Annotated in this window: 20 protein-coding genes and 2 pseudogenes; 6 read left to right on the top strand and 16 right to left on the bottom strand. The window is 27.6% G+C overall.

The window, feature by feature from the left end; genetic code table 11:
* Positions 1 to 2: 2 nt before the first annotated feature.
* The 6 genes and pseudogenes from ACKU4C_RS10385 to ACKU4C_RS10360 form a co-directional block, all read right to left on the bottom strand.
* Complete coding sequence (locus ACKU4C_RS10385) at positions 3 to 632, bottom strand: nitrate reductase cytochrome c-type subunit (RefSeq protein WP_321315869.1); 630 nt, start codon at positions 630 to 632, stop codon at positions 3 to 5.
* Between the two features lie 21 nt (positions 633 to 653).
* A pseudogene (napH, locus tag ACKU4C_RS10380) lies at positions 654 to 1,448 on the bottom strand (quinol dehydrogenase ferredoxin subunit NapH); the annotation flags it as partial.
* Positions 1,441 to 2,235, bottom strand: coding sequence for a ferredoxin-type protein NapG (napG, locus tag ACKU4C_RS10375; RefSeq protein ID WP_321315866.1), 795 nt, complete (start codon positions 2,233 to 2,235; stop codon positions 1,441 to 1,443). The pseudogene napH and the gene napG, both read right to left, overlap by 8 nt.
* Positions 2,236 to 2,286: 51 nt before the next feature.
* A complete protein-coding gene (gene napA / locus ACKU4C_RS10370) occupies positions 2,287 to 5,097 on the bottom strand; it encodes a nitrate reductase catalytic subunit NapA (RefSeq protein ID WP_321311794.1) in 2,811 nt (936 codons plus the stop codon).
* A 184-nt stretch (positions 5,098 to 5,281) separates the two neighbouring features.
* Positions 5,282 to 6,259, bottom strand: coding sequence for a GTP 3',8-cyclase MoaA (gene moaA / locus ACKU4C_RS10365; protein WP_321311793.1), 978 nt, complete (start codon positions 6,257 to 6,259; stop codon positions 5,282 to 5,284).
* A 63-nt stretch (positions 6,260 to 6,322) separates the two neighbouring features.
* Complete coding sequence (locus ACKU4C_RS10360; protein ID WP_321311792.1) at positions 6,323 to 6,658, bottom strand: nitrous oxide-stimulated promoter family protein; 336 nt, start codon at positions 6,656 to 6,658, stop codon at positions 6,323 to 6,325.
* 87 nt (positions 6,659 to 6,745) lie between these two features.
* Here ACKU4C_RS10360 and ACKU4C_RS10355 point away from each other — a divergent pair, with 87 nt between their 5' ends.
* Positions 6,746 to 7,408 carry a Crp/Fnr family transcriptional regulator gene (locus tag ACKU4C_RS10355; protein WP_321311791.1) on the top strand — a complete coding sequence of 221 codons (663 nt, stop codon included), beginning with the start codon at positions 6,746 to 6,748 and terminating at the stop codon, positions 7,406 to 7,408.
* A 1-nt stretch (position 7,409) separates the two neighbouring features.
* Positions 7,410 to 8,393, top strand: coding sequence for a type IV pili methyl-accepting chemotaxis transducer N-terminal domain-containing protein (locus ACKU4C_RS10350; protein ID WP_321311790.1), 984 nt, complete (start codon positions 7,410 to 7,412; stop codon positions 8,391 to 8,393).
* On the opposite strand, the gene ACKU4C_RS10345 is transcribed toward ACKU4C_RS10350, so the two are convergent.
* The 7 genes from ACKU4C_RS10345 to ACKU4C_RS10315 all read right to left on the bottom strand — a co-directional run bounded on the left by ACKU4C_RS10345 (position 8,390) and on the right by ACKU4C_RS10315 (position 14,523).
* Positions 8,390 to 9,187: a YihY/virulence factor BrkB family protein gene (locus tag ACKU4C_RS10345; RefSeq protein ID WP_321311789.1), complete on the bottom strand. Its 798-nt coding sequence runs from the start codon at positions 9,185 to 9,187 to the stop codon at positions 8,390 to 8,392. The two genes, ACKU4C_RS10350 and ACKU4C_RS10345, sit on opposite strands and share 4 nt — an antisense overlap.
* A gap of 4 nt (positions 9,188 to 9,191) precedes the next feature.
* Positions 9,192 to 10,580 carry an FAD-linked oxidase C-terminal domain-containing protein gene (locus ACKU4C_RS10340; protein WP_321311788.1) on the bottom strand — a complete coding sequence of 463 codons (1,389 nt, stop codon included), beginning with the start codon at positions 10,578 to 10,580 and terminating at the stop codon, positions 9,192 to 9,194.
* Complete coding sequence (locus ACKU4C_RS10335; protein ID WP_321311787.1) at positions 10,580 to 11,659, bottom strand: plasminogen-binding N-terminal domain-containing protein; 1,080 nt, start codon at positions 11,657 to 11,659, stop codon at positions 10,580 to 10,582. Before ACKU4C_RS10335 ends, ACKU4C_RS10340 begins: the two co-directional genes overlap by 1 nt.
* Positions 11,659 to 12,165 (bottom strand): thioredoxin-dependent thiol peroxidase, encoded by a 507-nt coding sequence (gene bcp, locus ACKU4C_RS10330; RefSeq protein ID WP_321311786.1) that lies wholly within the window; start codon positions 12,163 to 12,165, stop codon positions 11,659 to 11,661. Before bcp ends, ACKU4C_RS10335 begins: the two co-directional genes overlap by 1 nt.
* Positions 12,166 to 12,175: 10 nt before the next feature.
* Positions 12,176 to 12,886 (bottom strand): carboxy-S-adenosyl-L-methionine synthase CmoA, encoded by a 711-nt coding sequence (gene cmoA, locus ACKU4C_RS10325; RefSeq protein ID WP_321311785.1) that lies wholly within the window; start codon positions 12,884 to 12,886, stop codon positions 12,176 to 12,178.
* A gap of 124 nt (positions 12,887 to 13,010) precedes the next feature.
* A complete protein-coding gene (locus tag ACKU4C_RS10320; RefSeq protein ID WP_321311784.1) occupies positions 13,011 to 13,847 on the bottom strand; it encodes a bifunctional riboflavin kinase/FAD synthetase in 837 nt (278 codons plus the stop codon).
* Positions 13,816 to 14,523 (bottom strand): TlyA family RNA methyltransferase, encoded by a 708-nt coding sequence (locus tag ACKU4C_RS10315; RefSeq protein ID WP_321311783.1) that lies wholly within the window; start codon positions 14,521 to 14,523, stop codon positions 13,816 to 13,818. The genes ACKU4C_RS10320 and ACKU4C_RS10315 overlap by 32 nt, the downstream gene beginning before the upstream one ends.
* Positions 14,524 to 14,580: 57 nt before the next feature.
* On the opposite strand from ACKU4C_RS10315, the pseudogene ACKU4C_RS10310 reads away from it, so the two are divergent.
* Positions 14,581 to 15,149 (top strand): annotated as a pseudogene (locus tag ACKU4C_RS10310) (YigZ family protein).
* Between the two features lie 51 nt (positions 15,150 to 15,200).
* Positions 15,201 to 16,643 (top strand): secretin N-terminal domain-containing protein, encoded by a 1,443-nt coding sequence (locus ACKU4C_RS10305; RefSeq protein ID WP_321311782.1) that lies wholly within the window; start codon positions 15,201 to 15,203, stop codon positions 16,641 to 16,643.
* Here the strand turns inward: ACKU4C_RS10305 and ACKU4C_RS10300 are convergent, their stop codons facing one another.
* From ACKU4C_RS10300 to murA, 3 genes are all read right to left on the bottom strand, one after another.
* Positions 16,644 to 17,264: a hypothetical protein gene (locus ACKU4C_RS10300; protein WP_321311781.1), complete on the bottom strand. Its 621-nt coding sequence runs from the start codon at positions 17,262 to 17,264 to the stop codon at positions 16,644 to 16,646.
* Between the two features lie 9 nt (positions 17,265 to 17,273).
* The gene (locus ACKU4C_RS10295) at positions 17,274 to 18,371 is read right to left on the bottom strand and encodes a DUF5644 domain-containing protein (protein WP_321311780.1); all 1,098 of its coding nucleotides are present in this window, start codon (positions 18,369 to 18,371) and stop codon (positions 17,274 to 17,276) included.
* Between the two features lie 63 nt (positions 18,372 to 18,434).
* Entirely contained in the window at positions 18,435 to 19,700 is a 1,266-nt protein-coding gene (gene murA, locus ACKU4C_RS10290; protein ID WP_321311779.1) for a UDP-N-acetylglucosamine 1-carboxyvinyltransferase, read from the bottom strand.
* A gap of 155 nt (positions 19,701 to 19,855) precedes the next feature.
* Here murA and ACKU4C_RS10285 point away from each other — a divergent pair, with 155 nt between their 5' ends.
* Complete coding sequence (locus ACKU4C_RS10285) at positions 19,856 to 20,740, top strand: DMT family transporter (protein ID WP_321311778.1); 885 nt, start codon at positions 19,856 to 19,858, stop codon at positions 20,738 to 20,740.
* Between the two features lie 143 nt (positions 20,741 to 20,883).
* Positions 20,884 to 21,261, top strand: a complete 378-nt coding sequence (locus tag ACKU4C_RS10280; protein ID WP_321311777.1) for a DUF6394 family protein — start codon at positions 20,884 to 20,886, stop codon at positions 21,259 to 21,261.
* Positions 21,262 to 21,269: the final 8 nt, after the last annotated feature.

Raw genomic sequence — 21,269 nt, 5'->3', positions numbered from 1 at the left:
AATTATTCCATTAAAGTATCTAAACCTTCAGTAAGTTTAGAACCTGTCCAACTAGATTTTTTCATACCATCTTTATTTGTGAAATCAGGTTGAAATGTATTTCCTACTAATTCACCTTCACTTTGTGGTGCATGGCATTGTGAACAATTAAATCTTGCACCACTTAGTTTATTTATATTTTTGATTGTAACATATTCAAGTTTTTCGCTTGAAGTATTATCAATCTCTTTTCCATTTTTTACTATTTTCCCATCTTTAGCTAAATGTGTATCTGGTCTAAAGTTAATCATGTGTGATTTAGGATATGGTAAAGCTCCAAGTGATGGAGCAACTTCAGGTGCATGACAACTAACACATTGATTGTTGTTTACTGTAATAGGCAACATACCTTCAGTATCATGTGGAATCATTGGTGGTGCATCTTGAAAAGCTCTAGCTATTGTTTTAGAGCTACTAGGTGATGCTTTATTGTATTTAGTTTCTTCAGGCATAACTGTATTTTCAGTATAAAGGTCAACCTTTCTTAATCCTAAAGATTCTTCAGAATATGTTGGTTGAGCTTGACTACAACCTATAAATACAATAAATGAAGTTACTGCTAAACCAAGCCCAAGTTTAGTAACAAGTTTCATATCAATTCTCCTTCTTTTTTTATCTATTAGATTTCTCAGTGAGAAATTTAGTGCATTATCATCACAAACTTCTACACATCTTGCACAGTTTGTACATTCTCCTGAAAGTATTTGTTCTGATGATTTTCCAATCATAAATAGTACTTGACTTTCAGGACAAACTTCTTTACATTTCATACAAAGTGTACATTTTTCTTCTTCGTGCTCTACTCGTATAAGACTAAATTTTCCTACTATTGAATAGAACCCTCCTAGGGGACAAATATGTCCACACCAACCATTTTTTAAAACGAAAAGATCAAACAAAAATATAATTAAAATAGCTGACCAGCCAAAGCCTAAACCAAAAATTATTCCTCTGTGAACCATAGATATGGGAGAAATAAATTCAAAAGCAGCTACTCCAAAAATAAAAGAGATTATTAAACTAACTGCTATTGTCCAGTAACGGATATTTCTTGTTGCTGGTTGTCTTTTTTGAATTTTATTAAATCCAAGTTTTCTTCTAATATAATTTGCAAAATCAGTTATTATATTTATAGGACAAATCCAAGAACAAAATGATCTTCCACCAATTATTGAATAGAAGATAATAACAATTAGTGCTCCAATAAAAACATTAGATGATATAACTGCTCCTGAAACAAACATTTGCAATACAGCATAAGGATCACTCATAGGAATTAAATCTATAATTTTTGATGAACTTAGATTTCCAATTAAAATATTCCAACCCCAAGCGTTTGCTCCAAAATATAGAACTATTATTGATATTTGAGTTAATCTTCTAAGGATTAAAAATCTATTCTTAATCATCTAAAAGTCCTCCCATATCATTTAATGAATCTATAGCTTTTTCTTTACTAATCTCTGTGGTGGTTGTTTTACTAGTTGCATTTTCAAGTCTTTTTTCATCATTTTTATCCCAACCTTTTATATAATAATCTCCAGCACGTCCTAGAGCTACCTCTTTTGGTAGGATAAATATTGATGCATTCTCTGTTACACAAGCCCTTTCACAAAGACCACAACCTGTACAAAAATCACTATCAACAATTGGTTTTAAAAAAGCATGTTTTCCAGTTCTTTCATTTTTTGTATATTCTAGTTTTATAGCAACATCTAATAAGGGACAGGCTCTATAACATGCATCACATTGAATACCCCAAAAGGCTATACAATTTTTTGTATCTACTACAGCAACTCCCATTTGTGCTTGATTGATATCTAGTTTTCCATTTGTACTAACTTTATTTAAATCTAAAGCATCTGTTGGACAAACAGGAACACATGGTATATCTGTACACATATAACATGGAGTCTCTCTTGGTTCAAAAAAAGGAGTCCCTAATGGTTTATTATCTCCTGGTTTTGCCAATTTTAGTGTGTCATATGGACATGCTTCTACACACATTCCACATTTGATGCATGTTTTTAGAAAATCTTCTTCATCTAATGCTCCAGGTGGTCTTAGAGTAAGTTCTGATGCTGTTACTTCATCAATATATGCACTCCAAATTAAACCACCAAGAGCAGCAATTCCAGCTGCTCTTGCCACGGTTAGAAAGAATTTTCTTCTGTCACTTATCTCTTCACTTTTCATTTTGTTTACTTTCAAAGGATTATTACTGTTCAAAGCAGTACTCCTTTTTAATTACGCTTTATATATCTTAACTGCACATTTTTTAAAGTCTGTTTGTTTTGATTGTGGACAAGTTGCATCTAAACAAACTTTATTTATAAATACTTTCTCATCGAACCATGGTACAAATACTAAACCTCTTGAAGGTCTATTTCTACCCCTTGTTTCAACTCTAGCTTTTACCTTACCACGTCTTGATTCAACCCAACAAAGTCCACCTTGTTTTAAGTCATGTTTTTTTGCATCTTCTGGATGCATATAACATAATGCTTCAGGAACTGCTCTATATAGTTCAGGAACTCTCATTGTCATAGTTCCACTATGCCAGTGTTCTAAAACTCTACCTGTACTTAACCATAATGGATACTCTTCATTTGGAACTTCTGGTGGATCCATATAGGGTCTAGCAAATATTTTTGCTTTATTTTTTAATGCTGTTTTAGTTTTATTTTTAACACCAAGCAGATCTCCACTAGGAAGAGCTTTAGCAAGTTTTCCATAGAAAGCAAAATCTGTATGTCCTGTTTCTTTTCCATATTTTTTTGCATAAGGATCATATTTAGTATTAAATCTCCATTGAGTCTCTTTACCATCTACTACTGGCCATTTAAGTCCTCTAACCCTATGATATGTATCAAAGTCTGCTAAGTCATGAGCGTGCCCTCTACCAAACCAAGCATACTCTTCAAATAGATATTTTTGAATAAAGAAACCATAACCTTTCCAAATCTCTCCATCACTACCTACTACATTTCTACTATCACCAAACCCTTCAGAGTTATCATAACCTTTTTGGATAGGGTCTTCTGGATTTAATTTATAGCTTTTAGCTTCTTTGTTTGCAAAAAGAATATCATACATAGTAGTGTTTTCATCGTATCCCATCTCTTTTGCTTTAGCAATAACATTAGGAAGTTTTTTACCATTTCTTAGCGTATATTCACCCCATAAATCTTTTATGGTAAATCTTTTTGCTAATTCAACCCATTGCCATGTATCAGACATAGAATCACCAATTGGTAATACTTGTTGTCTCCAATGTTGAGTTCTTCTTTCTGCATTACCATATGCTCCCCATTTTTCATAAATCATAGCACTTGGTAAAATAAGATCAGATACTTTTGCTGAGATACCAGGGTATCCATCTGAACAAACAATAAAGTTATCCATTTGTCTAGCTGCTTTAATCCAGTGACTTGCACTTGCTGTATCTTGGTATGGATTACAAACATTTACCCAGGCAAATTTTATTACACCATCTTCAATATCTCTATGGATTTTCATAATGTGCTGATTTCCAACTGGATTTAATGTTCCTTCAGGGATTTTCCATCTATTTTCAGTGATTTTTCTATGAGCTGGATTTTTAACCATCATATCAGCAGGTAATCTGTGGCAGAAAGTTCCAACTTCTCTTGCTGTACCGCAAGCACTAGGTTGTCCAGTAAGTGAAAATGCACCTGAACCAGGTTTTGCTTGTTTATTAAGCAAGAAGTGAACATTGTATGCTAAAGTATTAACCCACGTACCTCTTGTATGTTGGTTCATACCCATTGTCCAGAATGATACAACTCTTCTATTTTTTTCAATATATAGTGCTGCTAAATCTTTAAGTTTTTTCTTGAAAACTTCTATATCCTCATCGGGATTACCTTTAGAGATTTTTGCTACATAATCTAAAGTATATGGCTCTAAGAATTTTTTATATTCTTCAAAAGAGATTTCCCAATGTTTTAATCCAGCAGGATTATTCTCCATAGTATCACCAGCTTTATAACCATAAGGAGCAAGTGCAGGTGCTTCTGTTTGAGAAACTTTCTTTTTCATCTCTTTAGAAATTGTTTCCATCTCTTTATTAGAATATTTACCTTCTTTTAAAGATTTTTCACCAGCTCTTCTCATACCATAACCCATATTAACTGGACTTGCAGCAAAAACAATATGTTTTTTTACAAAATCCCAATCAATCTCTTCTGGATGATTAAATACAATTTCATGAGCAATATAGTTCCATAATGCCAAATCTGTATTTGGTGTAAATATGATTTCCATATCTGCTAAATCTGATGTTCTATGTCTATATGTTGATATATTTACAACTTTTACTTTATCAGGATTAGATAGTTTTCTATCTGTAACCCTTGACCATAAAATAGGGTGCATCTCTGCCATATTTGAACCCCAAGATACAACTGTATCAGTAAGTTCAATATCATCATAACATCCACTTGGTTCATCAATACCAAAAGTTTGGTAGAAACCAACAACAGCTGAAGCCATACAATGTCTAGCATTTGGATCAATGGCATTAGATCTAAATCCAGCTTTCATCATTTTTTGAGCTGCATAACCTTCCATAATTGTATATTGTCCTGAAGCAAATACACCAACACCTTCTGGACCTGAAGCTTTTAAAGCTTTTTTGATATGAACTTCCATCTCATCAAAAGCTCTTTGCCAAGATACAGGAGCAAATTTACCATTTTTATCAAACTCACCTTTGGCATTTACTCTTAAAAGTGGAGTTTTTAATCTATCTGCTCCATACATAATTTTTGCATTAAAGTACCCTTTAATACAGTTTAATCCTCTATTTACTGGCGCTGCAGGATCACCTTTTACTGCAACAATTTTTCCATTTTTTGTTGCCATCATTATTCCACATCCTGTACCACAGAATCTACATGCTGCCTTATCCCATCGCCAACCAGCCTCGGCTGTTTGGGTAGCTGCACTTAAATTACTTGGTACGCTCATGCCAACTGCTGCTGCGGCAGAAGCTGCGGCAGAGCTTTTTAGAAAATCTCTTCTTGAAAGTGACATCTTTCTCTTCTCCTTCTAAAATTTCTTTACTGACAAAAGAAGTTTAACACTAAAAAAAAATTAAAGCTTTGACTTAAGTCAATTTATTAAACGAAGATTTATTTTTAAAAAAAGCAGGTAGTTTATAATACTTTGATAGATTATGTATTGTGTTTTAATTGATTTATATCAAGAGAGAGCTTAGTTATCCCCCTGTAAAATAGAATGCTCTACTTGATATTTGTTTTGATGAGGTATCTATTTTTGTTGGATGTGACCATTTATTTTTTTCAGGTCTTTTTTCAATTACTTCATTTAATACCTTTTCAATTTTTTGATTATTGTATAAACTTTTTTTGATATTCAATGAATCCTCATAATAAAGACAAGGAATTAAATCTCCATTTGCACTTAATCTTATTCTATTGCAAGTTTTGCAAAAAGAATCATCATAGGGTTCAATTATTCCAAAAGTGTAATTATCTTTATCTTTAAAAAGTTTTGCTGCTGAGTTTTCTTTTTTATCAATCTCTTCTATAGGTGAATTTTGTTTTATTCTTTTTATAATATCTTTGCTACAAAGAGTTTTTAGATTTGAATATGCATTTTCATTTTCCATATACTCTATAAATCTAATTTGAATATCTCTTTTTTTTGCGAAATTATATAATTTTATAATCTCATTTTCATTTATATTTTTTATTATTACACTATTAAGTTTTACTATTAAACCTGAACGTATAGCTAAATCTATACCTTCTAAAACATTTTCTAAAACATTTTTTTTAGTTAAGTACCAAAAGGTTTCTTTCTCTAAAGAGTCAATTGAAATATTTATTCTTTTTAAACCTGCATTTTTCAATTTTTCAATTTGTTGTTTTAGTAAATAGCCATTTGTTGTTAAGGCTAAATCTATATCTGGTTTGTAAGATGATATCATTTTTATTAGTTTATATAAATCATCTCTAACTAAAGGTTCTCCACCTGTGATTCGTATCTTTTTTATCCCTTTATCTATTGCTACTTTAATAAATTTAAACATCTGTTCATAAGATAGTAAATCCTCTTTTGGTGTCCATTCAAAAGGTTTCTCAGGCATGCAATATTGGCATCTAAAATTACATCGTTGTGTAACAGAAACTCTTAAATAATCAATTTTTCTATTAAATTTATCAATAAGCATAACTTTTCCTTTTTAAAATCATACATAAAAAGTCAACTTTATAAATTGATTTAAATCAATTGCTTATAAAAATATTTTTTTGATTTTAATTAGTCCTAGTTTTAGTCCACTACTTCTCATAACTTTTGATAAGGCTTTCCATTCTTTTTTATCATAACAAGGATTTGGACATTTTCTACATCTGGGTTTTTCTTCGTGTGGGCAGTTTTGTAATTTATTGATGCTATAGTAAAATAGAGTTTGACATTCATCACATAGGTTTACATTTATATTGAAATTTTTTTCTTTATATTTAATTGTATTTTTGATCTCAAATTGCTTATTATGATTACAATTACAATAAGTCTCAAAAAATTTACTTAATGTTTTTATTTCTGTATTAAATTTTTCTTTTGTCATTTTTTCTGTTTATTATATAAAAATAAAATATTTATTAACTTGATTTGAGTCAATAAATTATTCAGTTTTATTTTATATAATGTTAAAATGATTAAAACAAAAGAAGCAATAAAATCGATAAGTTTATTTTCACATTTATCAGATGAAGAATTAGATTTAGTAGCATCGATGTCAGATATTTCGTCATATAATGCAAATACGGTTCTTTTTTATGAAACAGAATCTACTGATAGATTGTTATTTTTGATTGATGGACTTTTAAAAGTTTATAAGATTGATAAGTATGATAATGAGATTTTTTTATATTATGTATATCCAAATTCTATGATATCTGAATTATCAAATCTTCAAGACAATAAAATAAACTGTTTTTCAAATAGTGAATTTTTAAGAGATAGTACACTTTTATCAATTGATTTTAATAGATTCAAAAAAGAGTTTTTAGCTGAAAATGAGTTAATCTTAAATTTTATAAATGAGTTGATTTATAAAAATCAACAATTACAATGTATAATAAATAGAGAATTGGTTTTTGATGCTACTTCAAAAGTTGCTTTTATGTTAATAAATGATTTAGATATGTTTAATCAGTTAAAAAGAACAGAAGTTGCATTACTTCTTCACATTCAACCTGAAACTTTATCAAGAGTATTAAAAAGATTAGTTAGAAATGAAACAATTACAGTTGAAAAAGGTAATGTATTAATTTTAAAAGAAGAAGAATTAAAAAGTATATATTTAGGAATATAATATGAAAAAAATAGGGGTTAGTCAAAAGATAAAAATTTTGGGTGCATTACTTCTTACATCAATATTTTGTGTAATAGTAATCACAATATATTTAAATCAAAATAATATAAAAGATGCTACTATTGTAAATATTGCTGGAAAGCAAAGAATGCTTACTCAAAGAATTACAAAAAATATTTTTTATCTTTATCAAACTAGAGCAAATAATTTTGTTGAAATAGATAATGCAATTGATGAGTTTAAATATGGTTTAGAAACACTAAGAGATGGAAATGCATTGTTAAAAATATCAGAGGCACCAACTGAAAAAATAGCAAACCAAATCTCAAAAGTGAGTGTAATGTGGGCTACATTTGAGAAAAATACAGTTGAGTTCAAAAAAGCAATTTTAAATAATGATATTGAAAAATTAAATTCTATATTAGAGTATATTTATCAAACAAATAATAAGTTACTTGAAGAGGTTGATGAAATTGTAACTTTATATACAGAACATATAGAAGAAAAAACTGCGTTTATTAAAAACTTTCAATATCTTTCATTTTTATTTATTTTTTCTTTATATTCCTTAGTTCAGTTAAGACAAATCGAAAGTCATGCAAATGAATTTCTTGAAAAGTATAAAAAAATAAGTTCTTCTGATATAACAGAAATAAAGCCAATTGAGATTGAAACAGAAAAAGAGTTTATCGAAATGGCAGATAATATAAACTTTTTTATTAATAAAGTTAATTCGGCAATGAATTATTCAGAAGTTGCTTTAGAACAATCAAGATTAGCTTCAGAAAAATTACAAGATTTAACAGATGAATTTGAAGATATTATTGGTGAGTTGGAAAATAAATCAGAGATTGTAAAAAGTATTGATAGAAGTGAAGATATAGCTATAGAGTCTTCAGATAATTTAATTAAAACAACAAAAAAATTAAATGATTTAAAAAAGCAACTTGATAGTATTTTAAAAGTAGTTGAGAATAAAAGTTAAGTTTTTAATCTTTTATTTTCTTCTATGATATTCAGTTTATGACACATTTTAATACCATAAAGATATATTACCCATGAGATATAAATCCAAAAAAATGAGAATAATAAAATAGCTAGAGAACCATAAATAGTTGAGTATGTTTTATTGTAAATAACATAATATACAAAAAGATTTTTTGTAATTGATAATACTATTAAAGTAAAGAGTGAAGATATTGCGGCAGCTTTCGATGAGATATATTTATTTACACTTAATTTAAATAAACCAAAAAATATAAACCATGCAAACATAAAAGTTATAAACCAATTAAATATTGTATTATCATAAAATGATAGGGCAATATTAAGAACTGCTAACATAAGTGGAAGGGTAACTAAAAAAATCAGATAAAAGAAAAATGATTGCAGTAAGGGTTTCCTTTTTGCTTTATGTATTTTATTTACTATATATTCATAATCTTTAAAAAACATAATAAATACAAATAACATATAAAGTATACCTATAATACCAAGTTTGTTTGAATTTGAAATATAGTTTTTAAAAGCTTCTAAAAACTCTTTAGAGTGTGTAGGATTTAATATATCAAATACATAATTGATAAATACATCTAAGTAACCTTGAACTAATTCTAAACTTGAGATTATATAAATAAGTAGAGCAATTATTGGAAGTAAAGAGAATATTGTAAAAAAACTTAGACTTGCAGCATAATATGTAGTGTCATCATTAAAAAAAGAGTCTAATATTTTTAATAGACTCTTTATAGGCTTTTTTACAAAATCATTCTCATTCATCTCTTTATAGACCCATTTTAAATGGATTTAAAATGTTATTTGGATCAAATGCTTTTTTAATATTTTTAAATAATTGTATTTCTGCTTCATTGAATGCAATATTCATAAATGGTGCTTTTGATAAACCTATTCCATGTTCACCAGATAATGTTCCACCCATATCAACAACTAATTGGAAAATCTCTTCAATTGCTTTATGTCCATCTTCCATCTCTTTAGGATTGTTTTTATCTTTAACCATTACATTTACGTGAATGTTCCCATCACCTGCATGACCAAAACAAGGTACATTAAATCCGTATTTATCACCTATAGCATATATTGAGTCAAGAGCTTCTGGAAGTTTTGATCTTGGAACAGAAATATCTTCATTTAATTTTTTAGTTCCATAAATAGCTGTAGCTGGACTTGCATTTCTTCTTGCAAACCATAAAGATTTTCCATGCTCTTCATCTTTTGCAATTATAAAGTCAATTGATCCATTATTTGCAAATGATTCTTTTAATGTTTCAAGTTGAGCTTTGATTTCAGCTTCTGAAGAACCATCAACATCTCCAACTAAAACTCCACCTGCATTTTCAGGAAGTTCAACTTGTGGAAACTTTTGTTTTAAAGCTTTAATAACTAAGGTATCTAAAAACTCCATTGCAACAGGATTTGCTCCACTTGCAAGTGATTTGAATACGGCATTCATAGCTTTATTAACATCAGGAAAAACTCCCATATATGTTTGTTTAAATTTTGGCTTTGGTATAAGCTTTAAAGTGATTTCAGTAATAACTGCTAATGTACCTTCACTTGCAATTAAAATACCTGCTGTATTGTATCCTGCAACATCTTTAATTGTTTTTTTCCCTGCTGTGATTATCTCTCCATTTGGTAAAACAGCTCTTAATGCAACTACATAGTCTTTTGTTATACCATATTTTGCAGCTCTCATTCCTCCTGCATTTTCAGATACATTTCCACCTAAAGTTGAGTATTCTTCACTTGCTGGATCTGGTGGATAAAATAATCCTACTTCTTCAACTGCTTTTTGAAATTGCATATTTATAAGTCCTGGTTGAACAACACCAACCATATTTTCCATATCGATTTCAAGAAGTTTATTCATATGTCTTTCTAAAGATAAAATAATTCCACCATTTGATGGAAGGGCACCACCTGTAAAACCACTCCCTGCTCCTCTTGGAACAATTACTATTTTGTGTTCATTACAATATTTTAATATTTTTGAAATATCTTGTTCATTTCTTGGAAAAACAACAGCATCTGGTTCAAATCTCTCTTTTGTTGCGTCATAGCAATAAGCTATCTTATGTGCTTTATCACTATATACATTTTCTTTTTCAACAATATCTACAAAGTAGTCAATATGTTTTTGTTCTATCATTATTTTATACCTAATATTGTTTTATAATAATTTGCATAGATTTCAGCATCTATTTTTAATTCACCTGAAGCAATTTGATCTTCTAATAAAATCTCTTCTTCACTTCTTTTATCATCACCTAGAAACTCTTCAATAAATGCAATCCAACCTTTATAATCTAAAACAGAATCTATTAAATTCTTTTGAATCTTTTCAATTCTTGTATAAAATGGCATTCTTTTATTTTCTACAAAATTATATGCAATATTGTCTTTTTGTAAAATTGCAAAAGTTTTTGAATCAACAATATAAACTGTACTATCAATTATAAAAAATATTGTTCCTAAGTTTTGAGAGATTGCATAATCTTGAATAACTTTTTTAGAAGGTAAAGGGATCCCTTCGTTTTTTAAGTATGAAGCAAATAAATCTGAATGAATAAAATTGTTATCTCTAAATTTTTCCCTTATTGCTGTAAATGCATCTTGAGAAGGTGCAATAATTAAAGATGCGTTATAAAGATAATTTATTATAGCCACATCGCCATTTTTAGGTTTTCTATTAGATGTTGGTAACGCATTTTGCTTTATATCTAAAAATGGAATAAATTTGATTGTTGAACTAGTTTCATTTGATTCTGTTACATATGCATTTGAAACAATTAGAGACTGGTTATTTTTATAAAAATGTTGAATAATAGCACTTTGTCCAATTCTCAAATTTCCAATATCAATTTTTGCTGTTTCTTCATTTACATCACTTATTCTTGAAGCGATTGCTCTATAATCTAGCTTTTGATATTTGTTATCTAAGAAATTTTTATTATTAATATTCACAATCTCTTTATCAGAAAATACATAAATATAATTAAGTCCTTTTGTTCCTTTTTCAATTTTAATATCTTTTAGAAACCAACCTTGACTTAACATATCTTTATATGATAATTCATTTTTGCACTCTCCACCATCTAATTTTTCTGATTCAATTGTAGCAGGAGATTTCCAGTCTTTTTTATAACAAATTGTTGTTTTTGCAGATAATCCTTGAGAAAGGATAGATGTAGCAAATAATGCAAATAGTGTTTTTGTTAAAAGTTTCATTATTTTCCTTGTAACTCTTCTAATTTTTCTTTAACCTCATTTGCATGAAGTATCTCTATTTTTTCACCTTTTACAGTTTTTTTCTTTCTTACACTTACTTTATCCCAAATTGCAGCAATTTTACCTTCAGGGTTTATAATAAATGTTGTTCTAACAACACCCATAAACTCTTTGCCCATAAATTTTTTAAGTTGCCAAACTTGATATGCTTCACACATTTTTTTATCAACATCAGCTAAAAGTGTAATTGATAATTCTTTTTTCTCAATAAAGTTTCTGTGTTTTTTAGTATCATCAGGACTTACACCCAAGATAATAGCATCTAGTTTATCAAATTCTGGTTCTGCCGCTGTAAAATCACAAGCTTCATTAATACAACCAGGAGTCATATCTTTTGGATAAAAGTATAATACAATCCATTTTCCTAAAAGATCTCTAGAACATATTTCAATATCATCTTGATTTAAAGCACAAAATTCTGGTGCAGACTGTCCAACTTCTAACATATATATCCTTTTATTTTTTTATTGCAATAAAGGTACTGAAATTTACCCATTTAAATAGTGTTTCACAATGGGTAAAGCCAGCATCCAAAATCATTTTTTTATTTTCTTCTTCAGTGTAAGGTATTAAAACATTCTCTAAAGCTTCTCTTTTTTGTGCAATTTCAAATTCACTATAACCTTGAGTTTTTTTAAATTCATAATATTCATCTATATACTGTTTTCCAAGTATTTTATCAGAAGAGATAACTTTCTCACAAAATATAAAAACACCATTTTTTTCAAGACTATCATAAATTTTTTTTACGAGTTTTTCTCTTTGTAAAGGTCTAATAAACTGAAGTGTATAGTTAGAGATAATTAACTTTGCATTATCGTAAGAGATATTATGTAAATCTTCATTTATAAGTTTAATATCTACGCCAAATGCTTTAGATTTTTTTTTCGCACGTGAAAGCATAGCTTCAGAATTATCAATTCCTATTAATTCAAGAGGAAAGGGTGAGTGTTTTGCTAATTCAATTAATGTTGAAGCAGTAGAACAACCTAAATCATAAACTTTGTCATCTTTTTCTAGAAATTTTAGACCAAAATTTATTGTTAGTCTTTGCATCTCTTTGTAAAAAGGAACTGAACGATTTAGCATATCATCAAATACTGATGCTACTTCTTCATCAAATTCAAATTGCTTGTTAATTGTTTTTTCAAATACCTTATCTGTCATAAGAGATATTTTATCTAAATGAATATTAATAATGATTTACAATAATTTAATAAAATAAAAAAGAGTTTGATTATTGTTTAAATATAAATCAAATGGTAGAAATAGAATAGAGTATTAATTAACTCTACTTTAAATATTTTCTTGCTGTTTTTAAATCAAGTTCAATCTGTTTTTTTAATTCATCAAAAGAATTAAATTTTTTATTATCTCTTATTTTATCAATAAATTTTATTTGGACTAAAGAGAATCTATTTTTAATATTTTTATCTATTACGTGTGTTTCGACTGCAAAACTACCATCTGTTGTAACTCTGTGTCCCAAAAAAGTAACTGATGGAAACTCCTCTTCATTTATAATTGTTTTGGTAATATAAACACCTTCCGTTGGAAGAATAAAGTTTTCTACATTTAAATTGATTGTTGGAACAAAGCTTTTTGAACCTAAGCCTTGACCTTTTATTTGATTTCCAAATATTTTGTATTCTTTTCCTAAAAGTTTGTTAGCTTGTTTTATATCTCCATCTTTTATATAATCACGTATAATTCTAGAGTGAACTGGTATTCCGTCAAATTTTATTTCTTCAACGACAGTAACTTCCCCTTTAAATAGATTTTTTAACTCAGATATACAGTTTTTTCTATTTTTCCCAAAACAAAAGTCAAAACCTACAACAATTTTTTGAAGGTTTGGAAACTCCTCTTTTAATAAAGAGATAAACTCTTCACCTGATAGATGTTTTATATTATCTAAAACATAATAGTAAATTGGATACTTACAATATTCTTGTCTATATGTTTTAGGAGTTAGATTTGCATAACCTGATTCTATTGAGACAACAGCACCATTTTCTCCTAAATGTTTAAATAATTCTTGATGAGCTATATGCATCCCATCAAATCCACCAAGCGCTATGGCTGTAATATTTTTTTTATTTATTAAAATAGAAGAGCTCTTCTTCATTCCCATCTTTTCCTTCAAGTCTACTAGGTGCAAAATAGTTTAATTTCCAACCTAATAGTTTACATTGGTCTAAAAATTTTTCTCTTGCTTTAACTATAGCTTTTTTATCTTTTACAACCCCTTTTTTATCTCTTTTAACATTAGAGCCTACTTCAAATTGGGGTTTAAAGAGGATTATTATTTTATCTTTTGCTAATCTGTTAATATCATCTATAATATTTAAAATTGATATAAATGAAACATCACAAGTAATAACATCAAATTTGTTTTCTGAAGTAAAAGTTCTAATATCTTGATTTTCAAAAAATATTATTCTTTTGTCATTTTTTATTTTTTCATGCAGTTGATTTGAACCCACATCAACACAAGTTACATTCTTAATATTTGATTCAAGTAGTATTTGTGTAAAACCACCAGTACTACTTCCTATATCAAGTCCTTTTAAACTAGATAGGTTAATTTTAATTTCATTTAAAAAATATTTTAACTTATAAGCTGCTCGACTTACATAAAAATCCTCTTCTAATAGTTCAATTTTTGAATCTTCATTTACAATAAAAGAGGGTTTGGTTATAGTGATTCCATCAACTTTTACTTTTTTAGATTTTATTATTTCGTGTGCTTTATTTCTACTTTGTATATCAAAGTTTTTTGTTAGATATATGTCTAATCTCATACTTGTAATTATAATAAAAAAAAGCTCTAAATCAGATTATTTAAGTAAAATAAAAAAATGTATTTTATTAATAAAGATTATATTCAAGTTTTAGAAGAAAAAAAATCAAAGTTTATTGCTTATTTAACTCCTTATGATAATTTTGATTTATTGATGGAAAAAATTAAAAATGAACATCCTAAAGCAAGACACTATGTATATGCCTATAGATATTTAAATGAATTTGATCAAATTGTAGAGAATTCTAGCGATGATGGGGAACCCAAAGGAACTAGTGGAAAACCCTCACTAAATGTATTAGCTGGAAATGAACTTATAATTGTGGGGTAATTATTGTTAGGTATTTTGGTGGTATAAAATTAGGAACAGGTGGCTTGGTTCGAGCATATAGTGATACTGTTAATTTAGTTATAAATTCTTCAAAATTAATAAAATATGAAAAATTAGAAAGTATAAATTTAGAATTTGATTATAGTATTTTATCTTTGGTAGAATATATAATTAACAATCTAGAAATTTCAATAACTAATAAAGATTTTAGTGATAAAGTAAAATTAACTTTAGATGTAACAGATGAACAATATGAAGAATTAAAAAAACAACTTCCAAGGGAGATTAATATTTAACTTTAAGATACTTTAAAATATAATTTTATAAATTATTTAAAAAGTGCTCTTATGAAATTTATTCTCATATTATTGATTTTTATCTGCCAATGTTATTCTTCCAAGTTAATTAATATAAATTTTAAAGACTTAAGTATTGAAGAGTTAATCACCATTACTTCCAAAAAAATAGGTAAAAATATACTCCTAACTGAAAAAATTGAAGGTAGTGTGGATTTTATATCCAATTCTCCTATAGATGAAAATAGCCTTTTAGATATCTTAGAATACAGCTTAAAATCTAAAGGTTATGCATTAGTTGAAAATAAAAATATAATTAGAGTAGTAAAAAAAGATAAGTTAAAAAATAGAACTGTAAATAAAAAAAATAAAGTATTTATATCAAGTAAAGTGAAAGATAAAACTTTTAATGAATTATTTTACTTAGAAAATAATGATGCAAATAGTGTGGCAAAAACTCTTAATAGTATTATTTCTAAAAGAGAATATAAAAACAAAATTAAACCTGTAATAGGAATTGATGAGATTACAAATTCAATTATTATAAATGCAACTTTAGCTCAAATTGAAAATTTAGAAGATTTAATAAAGAAACTAGATAAACCTAAAAAACAAGTATATATAAAAGCTTTAATTATAGAGTTAGATAATGATTTAATTGAAGAGATAGGGATTAGTTATGGAATACTAGGTGGTAAAACTTATTCGGGAGGTTTATATACTTTTGCTTCTAATTTAAATGGAGGAAATGCAATTGCAATTGATACTTCAGTGATTGGATTAGATATTCCAAATGTTAGTGAAACTATCGCTTTAGGAGCTTCTTTAAATCTTTTAAACAAAACTTATGGTCTAGATATAATATCTGAACCTTCTATTCTTTGTGTTAATAACAGTGAAAGTTCAATTTATGTTGGAGAAACAATATCAATTCAAACAGGAAGAACTGTTACAGATGGAGGTAATACTAGTATTACTTATGAAAGAGAAGATGTTGGGCTTAGTTTAAAAGTTAAACCCCGAATCTCAAAAGAACAAAAAGTTTTTTTAGATGTTGTTACTTTAGTTGAAAATATAAAAAATAGAAATAGTTTTAATGTTAACCCTGATACTTCCAAAAAAGAGATTAACACAAAAGCTATATTAAATAATGGAGAGAGTGTAATAATAGGTGGACTTATAGAAAAGAAAAAAGAGAATACTATACAAAAAATTCCTGTAGCGGGAGATATACCTTTGATTGGTGAGCTATTTAAAAATAGACAAAATAATTCTCAAAATAAAAATCTTGTAATAGTTATAACCCCATATATAATCCCTAAAAATAAAGATTTGACATATATTAGAAATGAGTTATCTAAATTGAAAAGTCTAGAAGATGAGTTTTTAGAAAAAGTATTAATAAAACTAAGAGAAAAAAATAGTAAATTAGAAGAAAATATAGATAGAAAAAATGTGCATCAAGAAATAGTTAATAAATATTTTAAAATTTGATTAAAAATGTATTTTTTTTATAAGTTTATCTAAAATATTTAGATCTTTTCTTGTTTTTTCTAAATTAGAAGATTTTATAATTCTGCTACAGTCGTGGCATAAAATAACAATATTTTCTAGATTGAATCCACCACCATCTTTCATCTGTTTTACTAAAAGAGCATTTGTATTTGTTAAATTTATTTTTAGGCCACATCTGTTACATCTACCATCATCTCTCATCCAGGCTGTTTTTTTTCTTTGTGCCCAATCTGTTGGCAATTTATTGTCTTTTAGTAGTTTTGAATTTTGATCATAGTTACTCCATAGTTTCTCATGAGGTACGCTATTTTGAGTATTAAGTTCATACTCAAAATAAGTAAATTGTTTGACAAACTCTTCAGCTATAAGTGTTTCTTTGATTTTAATATCTTTTTCATCTTCAAATTTTTTTAAAATATCAAAATTAAATGGAATTTTTGGATAATTACTAATTAAATAGTTTTTTGTATCGTTAAAAAAAGTTTTAATATCACCTTTTCTATTAAATTTTTTGTATATCTCTTTTCTATAAATATAAAGCGGTATTATTGATACAATTATTAAACATCCAAAAATGATGAAAGTTATATCTAATATCATCTTATCTCATTATATTATTTCTGGATCAACTATATGTTTTTTCAGTTGTTCTTTAATTATGTCATGTTCACCTGAAACAAGTTTTTGTAGTTCATTTTTATGTATAACTGGAGTTAAAATTGCTCTACCTGAAACTTTTTCCATAGCTTTTCTATTTGAATCAAAAAGATAAAATATTTCATCATTGTCTACGATTAATAAATCTGCATTATTATCAAAGGCTTCTAACATCACTGTTGAAGAAAGCTTCATAGAAAAATCAGAATTAATATAAAAAGTTTCTAATGCTAAGTCTGTATTCATAGCTGGAGTGTTTATTATTTTTGCACTTAATTTTCCCAGCAAAGCAGTTACTTGAGAGTCTTCTTCTAAACCTTTATAATAAGCAAGATTAAAATCTTCAAAATTGTATTTAACACTGAAGTTTTCATTAAAAGTTCCAAAATCTATACTATTTTTTTTATCTAAAAATAGATTTTGTTCTTTACTAGGTTTAATAATTTTTAATTTTTCTTTTATTGAATTGATTTTTTCTACTATTTTAGAATCTAAATTATAAACTCTATTTTTTAAACTAGTATTGTATTCAATAGAAGTATCGTAGTCTTTTATAGCTTCTAAAATATCATTTTCTAAATTTGGATTTTTTTCAATTAAATCATAAGCTAATAATAATATAGAATCTCCAATATAGTCATATTCATAGTTAATTGTGTTTGATGCATAAAAGTAAATTTTGTAACTTTCATAAGTTTTTTTATCTTCTTCTGTAATAAATTCAGATAATACTTTTAATCTTTCATGAAAGTCTGCATCATTTATCATTAAGTCAGTGTGAGCTCTTCTTATAGATATTGGTTCAATCACTAAGTCTGTTCCAAAATTACTTACTAGTTCATCAATACTTATTGAAGCATATGTATAGATACCATTTATTACTAAAGGAAAATGTGCTGCACTTCTAAACTCAAATGGGTATTCAATATTGATATTATTTAATATATCAAGAAGTGACTTTTCATTTTTAATCTTCACAAAATTTTTTGTGTAATATGGTAAATAATCTGACTTGTAATCAAATCTAAACAATGAGATTTCTAATTTCATATAATAACCTTTAATCTTCTTTAAATCTATTTTATTAAATTATTTCTTAAATAAGATAATAATCTATTCTTTATATCTTGCTACTTTTGCTCCGATTTTATTTAACTTCCCTTCTAAATCTTCATATCCTCTATCTAAATGATAAATTCTATGAATAGAAGTTTCTCCCTTTGCAACAAGTGCAGATAAAACTAATGCTGATGATGCTCTTAAGTCTGTTGCCATAACATCAGTACCATTTAATGTATCTTTAGCTCCATTGATTGTAGCAATATTTCCATTTAAATGGATATCAGCTCCTAATCTTAATAATTCACTAACATGCATAAATCTATTTTCAAATAATCTCTCATCAATAGTACTAGTACCATTTGCTTGTGTTGCTAATGCCATAAATTGAGCTTGCATATCTGTTGGAAAACCTGGATATTCACTTGTAATAATATTTACAGGTTTTATCTCATCAGTTGGTAAAATAGTTACAGAATCATCATCTTGAATAACTTCAAAGTTCATCTCTTCTAGTTTTGCTATTACAGCTTCTAAATGGATGGGTTTCACTTTTGTAATCTTAAGTTTCGAATTTGTAATTGCTGCTGCACACATATATGTCCCAGCTTCAATTCTATCTGGAATTACATCAAAGTTTTTCATATCTAATAGTTGCTTATTTGATCCATGTATTACAAGTTTTGATGTACCAATACCTTCAATTTCTATTCCTGAATCCCTTATGATTTCACAAAGTTGTTGTACTTCTGGTTCTTTTGCTGCATTAATGATTGTAGTAGTACCTTCAGCTAAAGCTGCAGCCATAACTATGTTTTCAGTTCCTCCTACTGTAACTTTATCAAATACAATTTTTGTTCCTTTCAGCCCATTTGGTGCAGTAGCTTCAATATATCCATGATTAATATTAATTTTTGCACCCATTGCCTCTAAAGCTTTTAAGTGTAAGTCAACAGGTCTTTGTCCTATTGCACAACCTCCTGGTAATGAAACTTCGCAGTGACCAAATCTTGCTAAGATAGGACCTAAAACTAAAATTGAAGCTCTCATTGTTTTTACAATATCATATGTAGCTGTAGTTTTATTTAGTTTTGAAGTATCAATTTTAATACAATCATCATATTTTGTGAATTTTCCACCAAGTTTATCTATCAATTTTAAAAGTGTGTTAATATCAACAACATCTGGTAAGTTACATATAGAAAGTTCATTTTTTGCTAAGATTGTTGCTGCAATTAGAGGTAAAGCCGCATTTTTTGCTCCAGAGACTTCCACTTCACCATTTAATTTTAATTCGCCATTAATTTTTAAATATTCCATTCTTTTCCTAATAGAGCAATGCTCATTGTTTATAGTAATTGTCAGAATTTTATCTAAAAATAGCTAAAAATATTAATTTTGTAATTTAAGTTTATTAATAATCTTTATTTAAAAAGAAAAGCTATAAAATGCCATCTTTATTTTAAGGAATTTTAATGACCAATAATGTAACTTTGGGTATTAAATATATGCTTTTTGCTTCTTTTTGCTTCGCTTGTATGGGAGCCTTTGCAAAACAACTTAGCGGCTCTATGAGTTCAATTGAAGTTGTTTTTTTTAGAAATGTTTTTGGCGTACTATTAATACTTATTTCAATTTATAAATCACCTTTGACCCAAAAAGGTGGAAAGCCAATGCTTCTTGTCTTTAGAGGATTAGCTGGATTTGTTGCACTTTTATTTTTTTTCTATAATATTGCAAACATACCTTTAGGTGAAGCTATGACTTTTTCTAAAACTTCTACAATTTTTAGTGCAATATTTGCTTATATCTTTGTGAAAGAAAAACTTGGCTTTAAAGGTTGGCTTGGAGTTTTTATAGGCTTTATAGGGATCTTATTTATTACAAAATTTGATGGTAGTACTTTAGATAAAACTGATTGGCTAGGTATATTATGTGGTGTAGGTGCAGGTTTAGCATATACCTCAATACGAGAACTTAGAAAATATTATGATGGAAGAACTATAGTATTATCTTTTATGGGAATAGGTACTTTAGGTCCACTTCTTTTAATGTTGATATCAGAATTTTATATAAATGAGAAATATGATTTTATTTTTGCAAAATTTGTAATGCCTCAGCCAGGAGACTGGATCTACATATTTTGTTTAGGTGGTGTTGCTACATTAGCTCAGGTTTATATGACAAAAGCCTATTCTGTAGCAAAAGCAGGTATTATAGGAACAATATCTTATGCAAATATTGCTTTTTCTATTATGATAGGGCTTATTTTAGGTGATGCCTTTCCTGATTTATGGATTGTTTTAGGTATTTCACTTATTGTTGTAAGTGGATTTTTTGTTTCTTCAAAAAAAGATTAAATTTGTAAAACCTAGTTTCTTATACTAGTAATCTATTTTATTTGAAGGCTTGTGTTTTTAAATAAAGTTTCCAGAGTACATGATAAAATGATAAACTATTTGGTAGAATACTAGATATAGGAAATATATGGAGGATGAAACTTATGAATCTAGATAAGGTTATTTCAGGTTTTTTTATTATTTTGGCTATGACACTTAATTTTGGTTTTTTTTACGGAGATATGAGTTCTTTAGAACATCATAGCAAATATGAACTTCTTGCAGCAATAGTTGTAAATATTATAGCTACTACATTAAAGCTTGGAGATAAAACTCAAATGGGCTCAGTTTTATTAGCTACCTCTTTGGTTGCAGATATACAACTTATAGCATCAGCATTAATTTGGGCAGTTGCTTTTTATGCTTATAGTATAGACCAAGAAGTTATTGGCTTAATTATTTCATTGTCTGGTGGTGCATTATTAGCAAATATTGTATCAGTAGCATTATATGTTGGAGATACTCTTAAATCAAAGAGATAAAAGGTTTT

This window comes from Halarcobacter sp. (assembly GCF_963676935.1).
Taxonomy (GTDB): Bacteria; Campylobacterota; Campylobacteria; order Campylobacterales; family Arcobacteraceae; genus Halarcobacter.
This window is presented reverse-complemented; position numbering and strand designations above follow the sequence as displayed.

Excerpts from the sequence above, each read along its gene's own strand:
- ACKU4C_RS10350 (WP_321311790.1), top strand. The coding sequence starts at position 7,410 with ATGAAAAAAATAGGGGTTAGTCAAAAGATAAAAATTTTGGGTGCATTA.
- ACKU4C_RS10285 (WP_321311778.1), top strand. The coding sequence starts at position 19,856 with ATGACCAATAATGTAACTTTGGGTATTAAATATATGCTTTTTGCTTCT.
- ACKU4C_RS10305 (WP_321311782.1), top strand. The coding sequence starts at position 15,201 with ATGAAATTTATTCTCATATTATTGATTTTTATCTGCCAATGTTATTCT.
- ACKU4C_RS10340 (WP_321311788.1), bottom strand. The coding sequence starts at position 10,580 with ATGATAGAACAAAAACATATTGACTACTTTGTAGATATTGTTGAAAAA.
- ACKU4C_RS10280 (WP_321311777.1), top strand. The coding sequence starts at position 20,884 with ATGAATCTAGATAAGGTTATTTCAGGTTTTTTTATTATTTTGGCTATG.
- ACKU4C_RS10355 (WP_321311791.1), top strand. The coding sequence starts at position 6,746 with ATGATTAAAACAAAAGAAGCAATAAAATCGATAAGTTTATTTTCACAT.
- ACKU4C_RS10300 (WP_321311781.1), bottom strand. The coding sequence starts at position 17,264 with ATGATATTAGATATAACTTTCATCATTTTTGGATGTTTAATAATTGTA.
- ACKU4C_RS10335 (WP_321311787.1), bottom strand. The coding sequence starts at position 11,659 with ATGAAACTTTTAACAAAAACACTATTTGCATTATTTGCTACATCTATC.
- bcp (WP_321311786.1), bottom strand. The coding sequence starts at position 12,165 with ATGTTAGAAGTTGGACAGTCTGCACCAGAATTTTGTGCTTTAAATCAA.
- cmoA (WP_321311785.1), bottom strand. The coding sequence starts at position 12,886 with ATGACAGATAAGGTATTTGAAAAAACAATTAACAAGCAATTTGAATTT.
- murA (WP_321311779.1), bottom strand. The coding sequence starts at position 19,700 with ATGGAATATTTAAAAATTAATGGCGAATTAAAATTAAATGGTGAAGTG.
- moaA (WP_321311793.1), bottom strand. The coding sequence starts at position 6,259 with ATGCTTATTGATAAATTTAATAGAAAAATTGATTATTTAAGAGTTTCT.
- ACKU4C_RS10295 (WP_321311780.1), bottom strand. The coding sequence starts at position 18,371 with ATGAAATTAGAAATCTCATTGTTTAGATTTGATTACAAGTCAGATTAT.
- napA (WP_321311794.1), bottom strand. The coding sequence starts at position 5,097 with ATGTCACTTTCAAGAAGAGATTTTCTAAAAAGCTCTGCCGCAGCTTCT.
- napG (WP_321315866.1), bottom strand. The coding sequence starts at position 2,235 with ATGAAAAGTGAAGAGATAAGTGACAGAAGAAAATTCTTTCTAACCGTG.
- ACKU4C_RS10315 (WP_321311783.1), bottom strand. The coding sequence starts at position 14,523 with ATGAGATTAGACATATATCTAACAAAAAACTTTGATATACAAAGTAGA.
- ACKU4C_RS10345 (WP_321311789.1), bottom strand. The coding sequence starts at position 9,187 with ATGAATGAGAATGATTTTGTAAAAAAGCCTATAAAGAGTCTATTAAAA.
- ACKU4C_RS10320 (WP_321311784.1), bottom strand. The coding sequence starts at position 13,847 with ATGAAGAAGAGCTCTTCTATTTTAATAAATAAAAAAAATATTACAGCC.
- ACKU4C_RS10385 (WP_321315869.1), bottom strand. The coding sequence starts at position 632 with ATGAAACTTGTTACTAAACTTGGGCTTGGTTTAGCAGTAACTTCATTT.
- ACKU4C_RS10360 (WP_321311792.1), bottom strand. The coding sequence starts at position 6,658 with ATGACAAAAGAAAAATTTAATACAGAAATAAAAACATTAAGTAAATTT.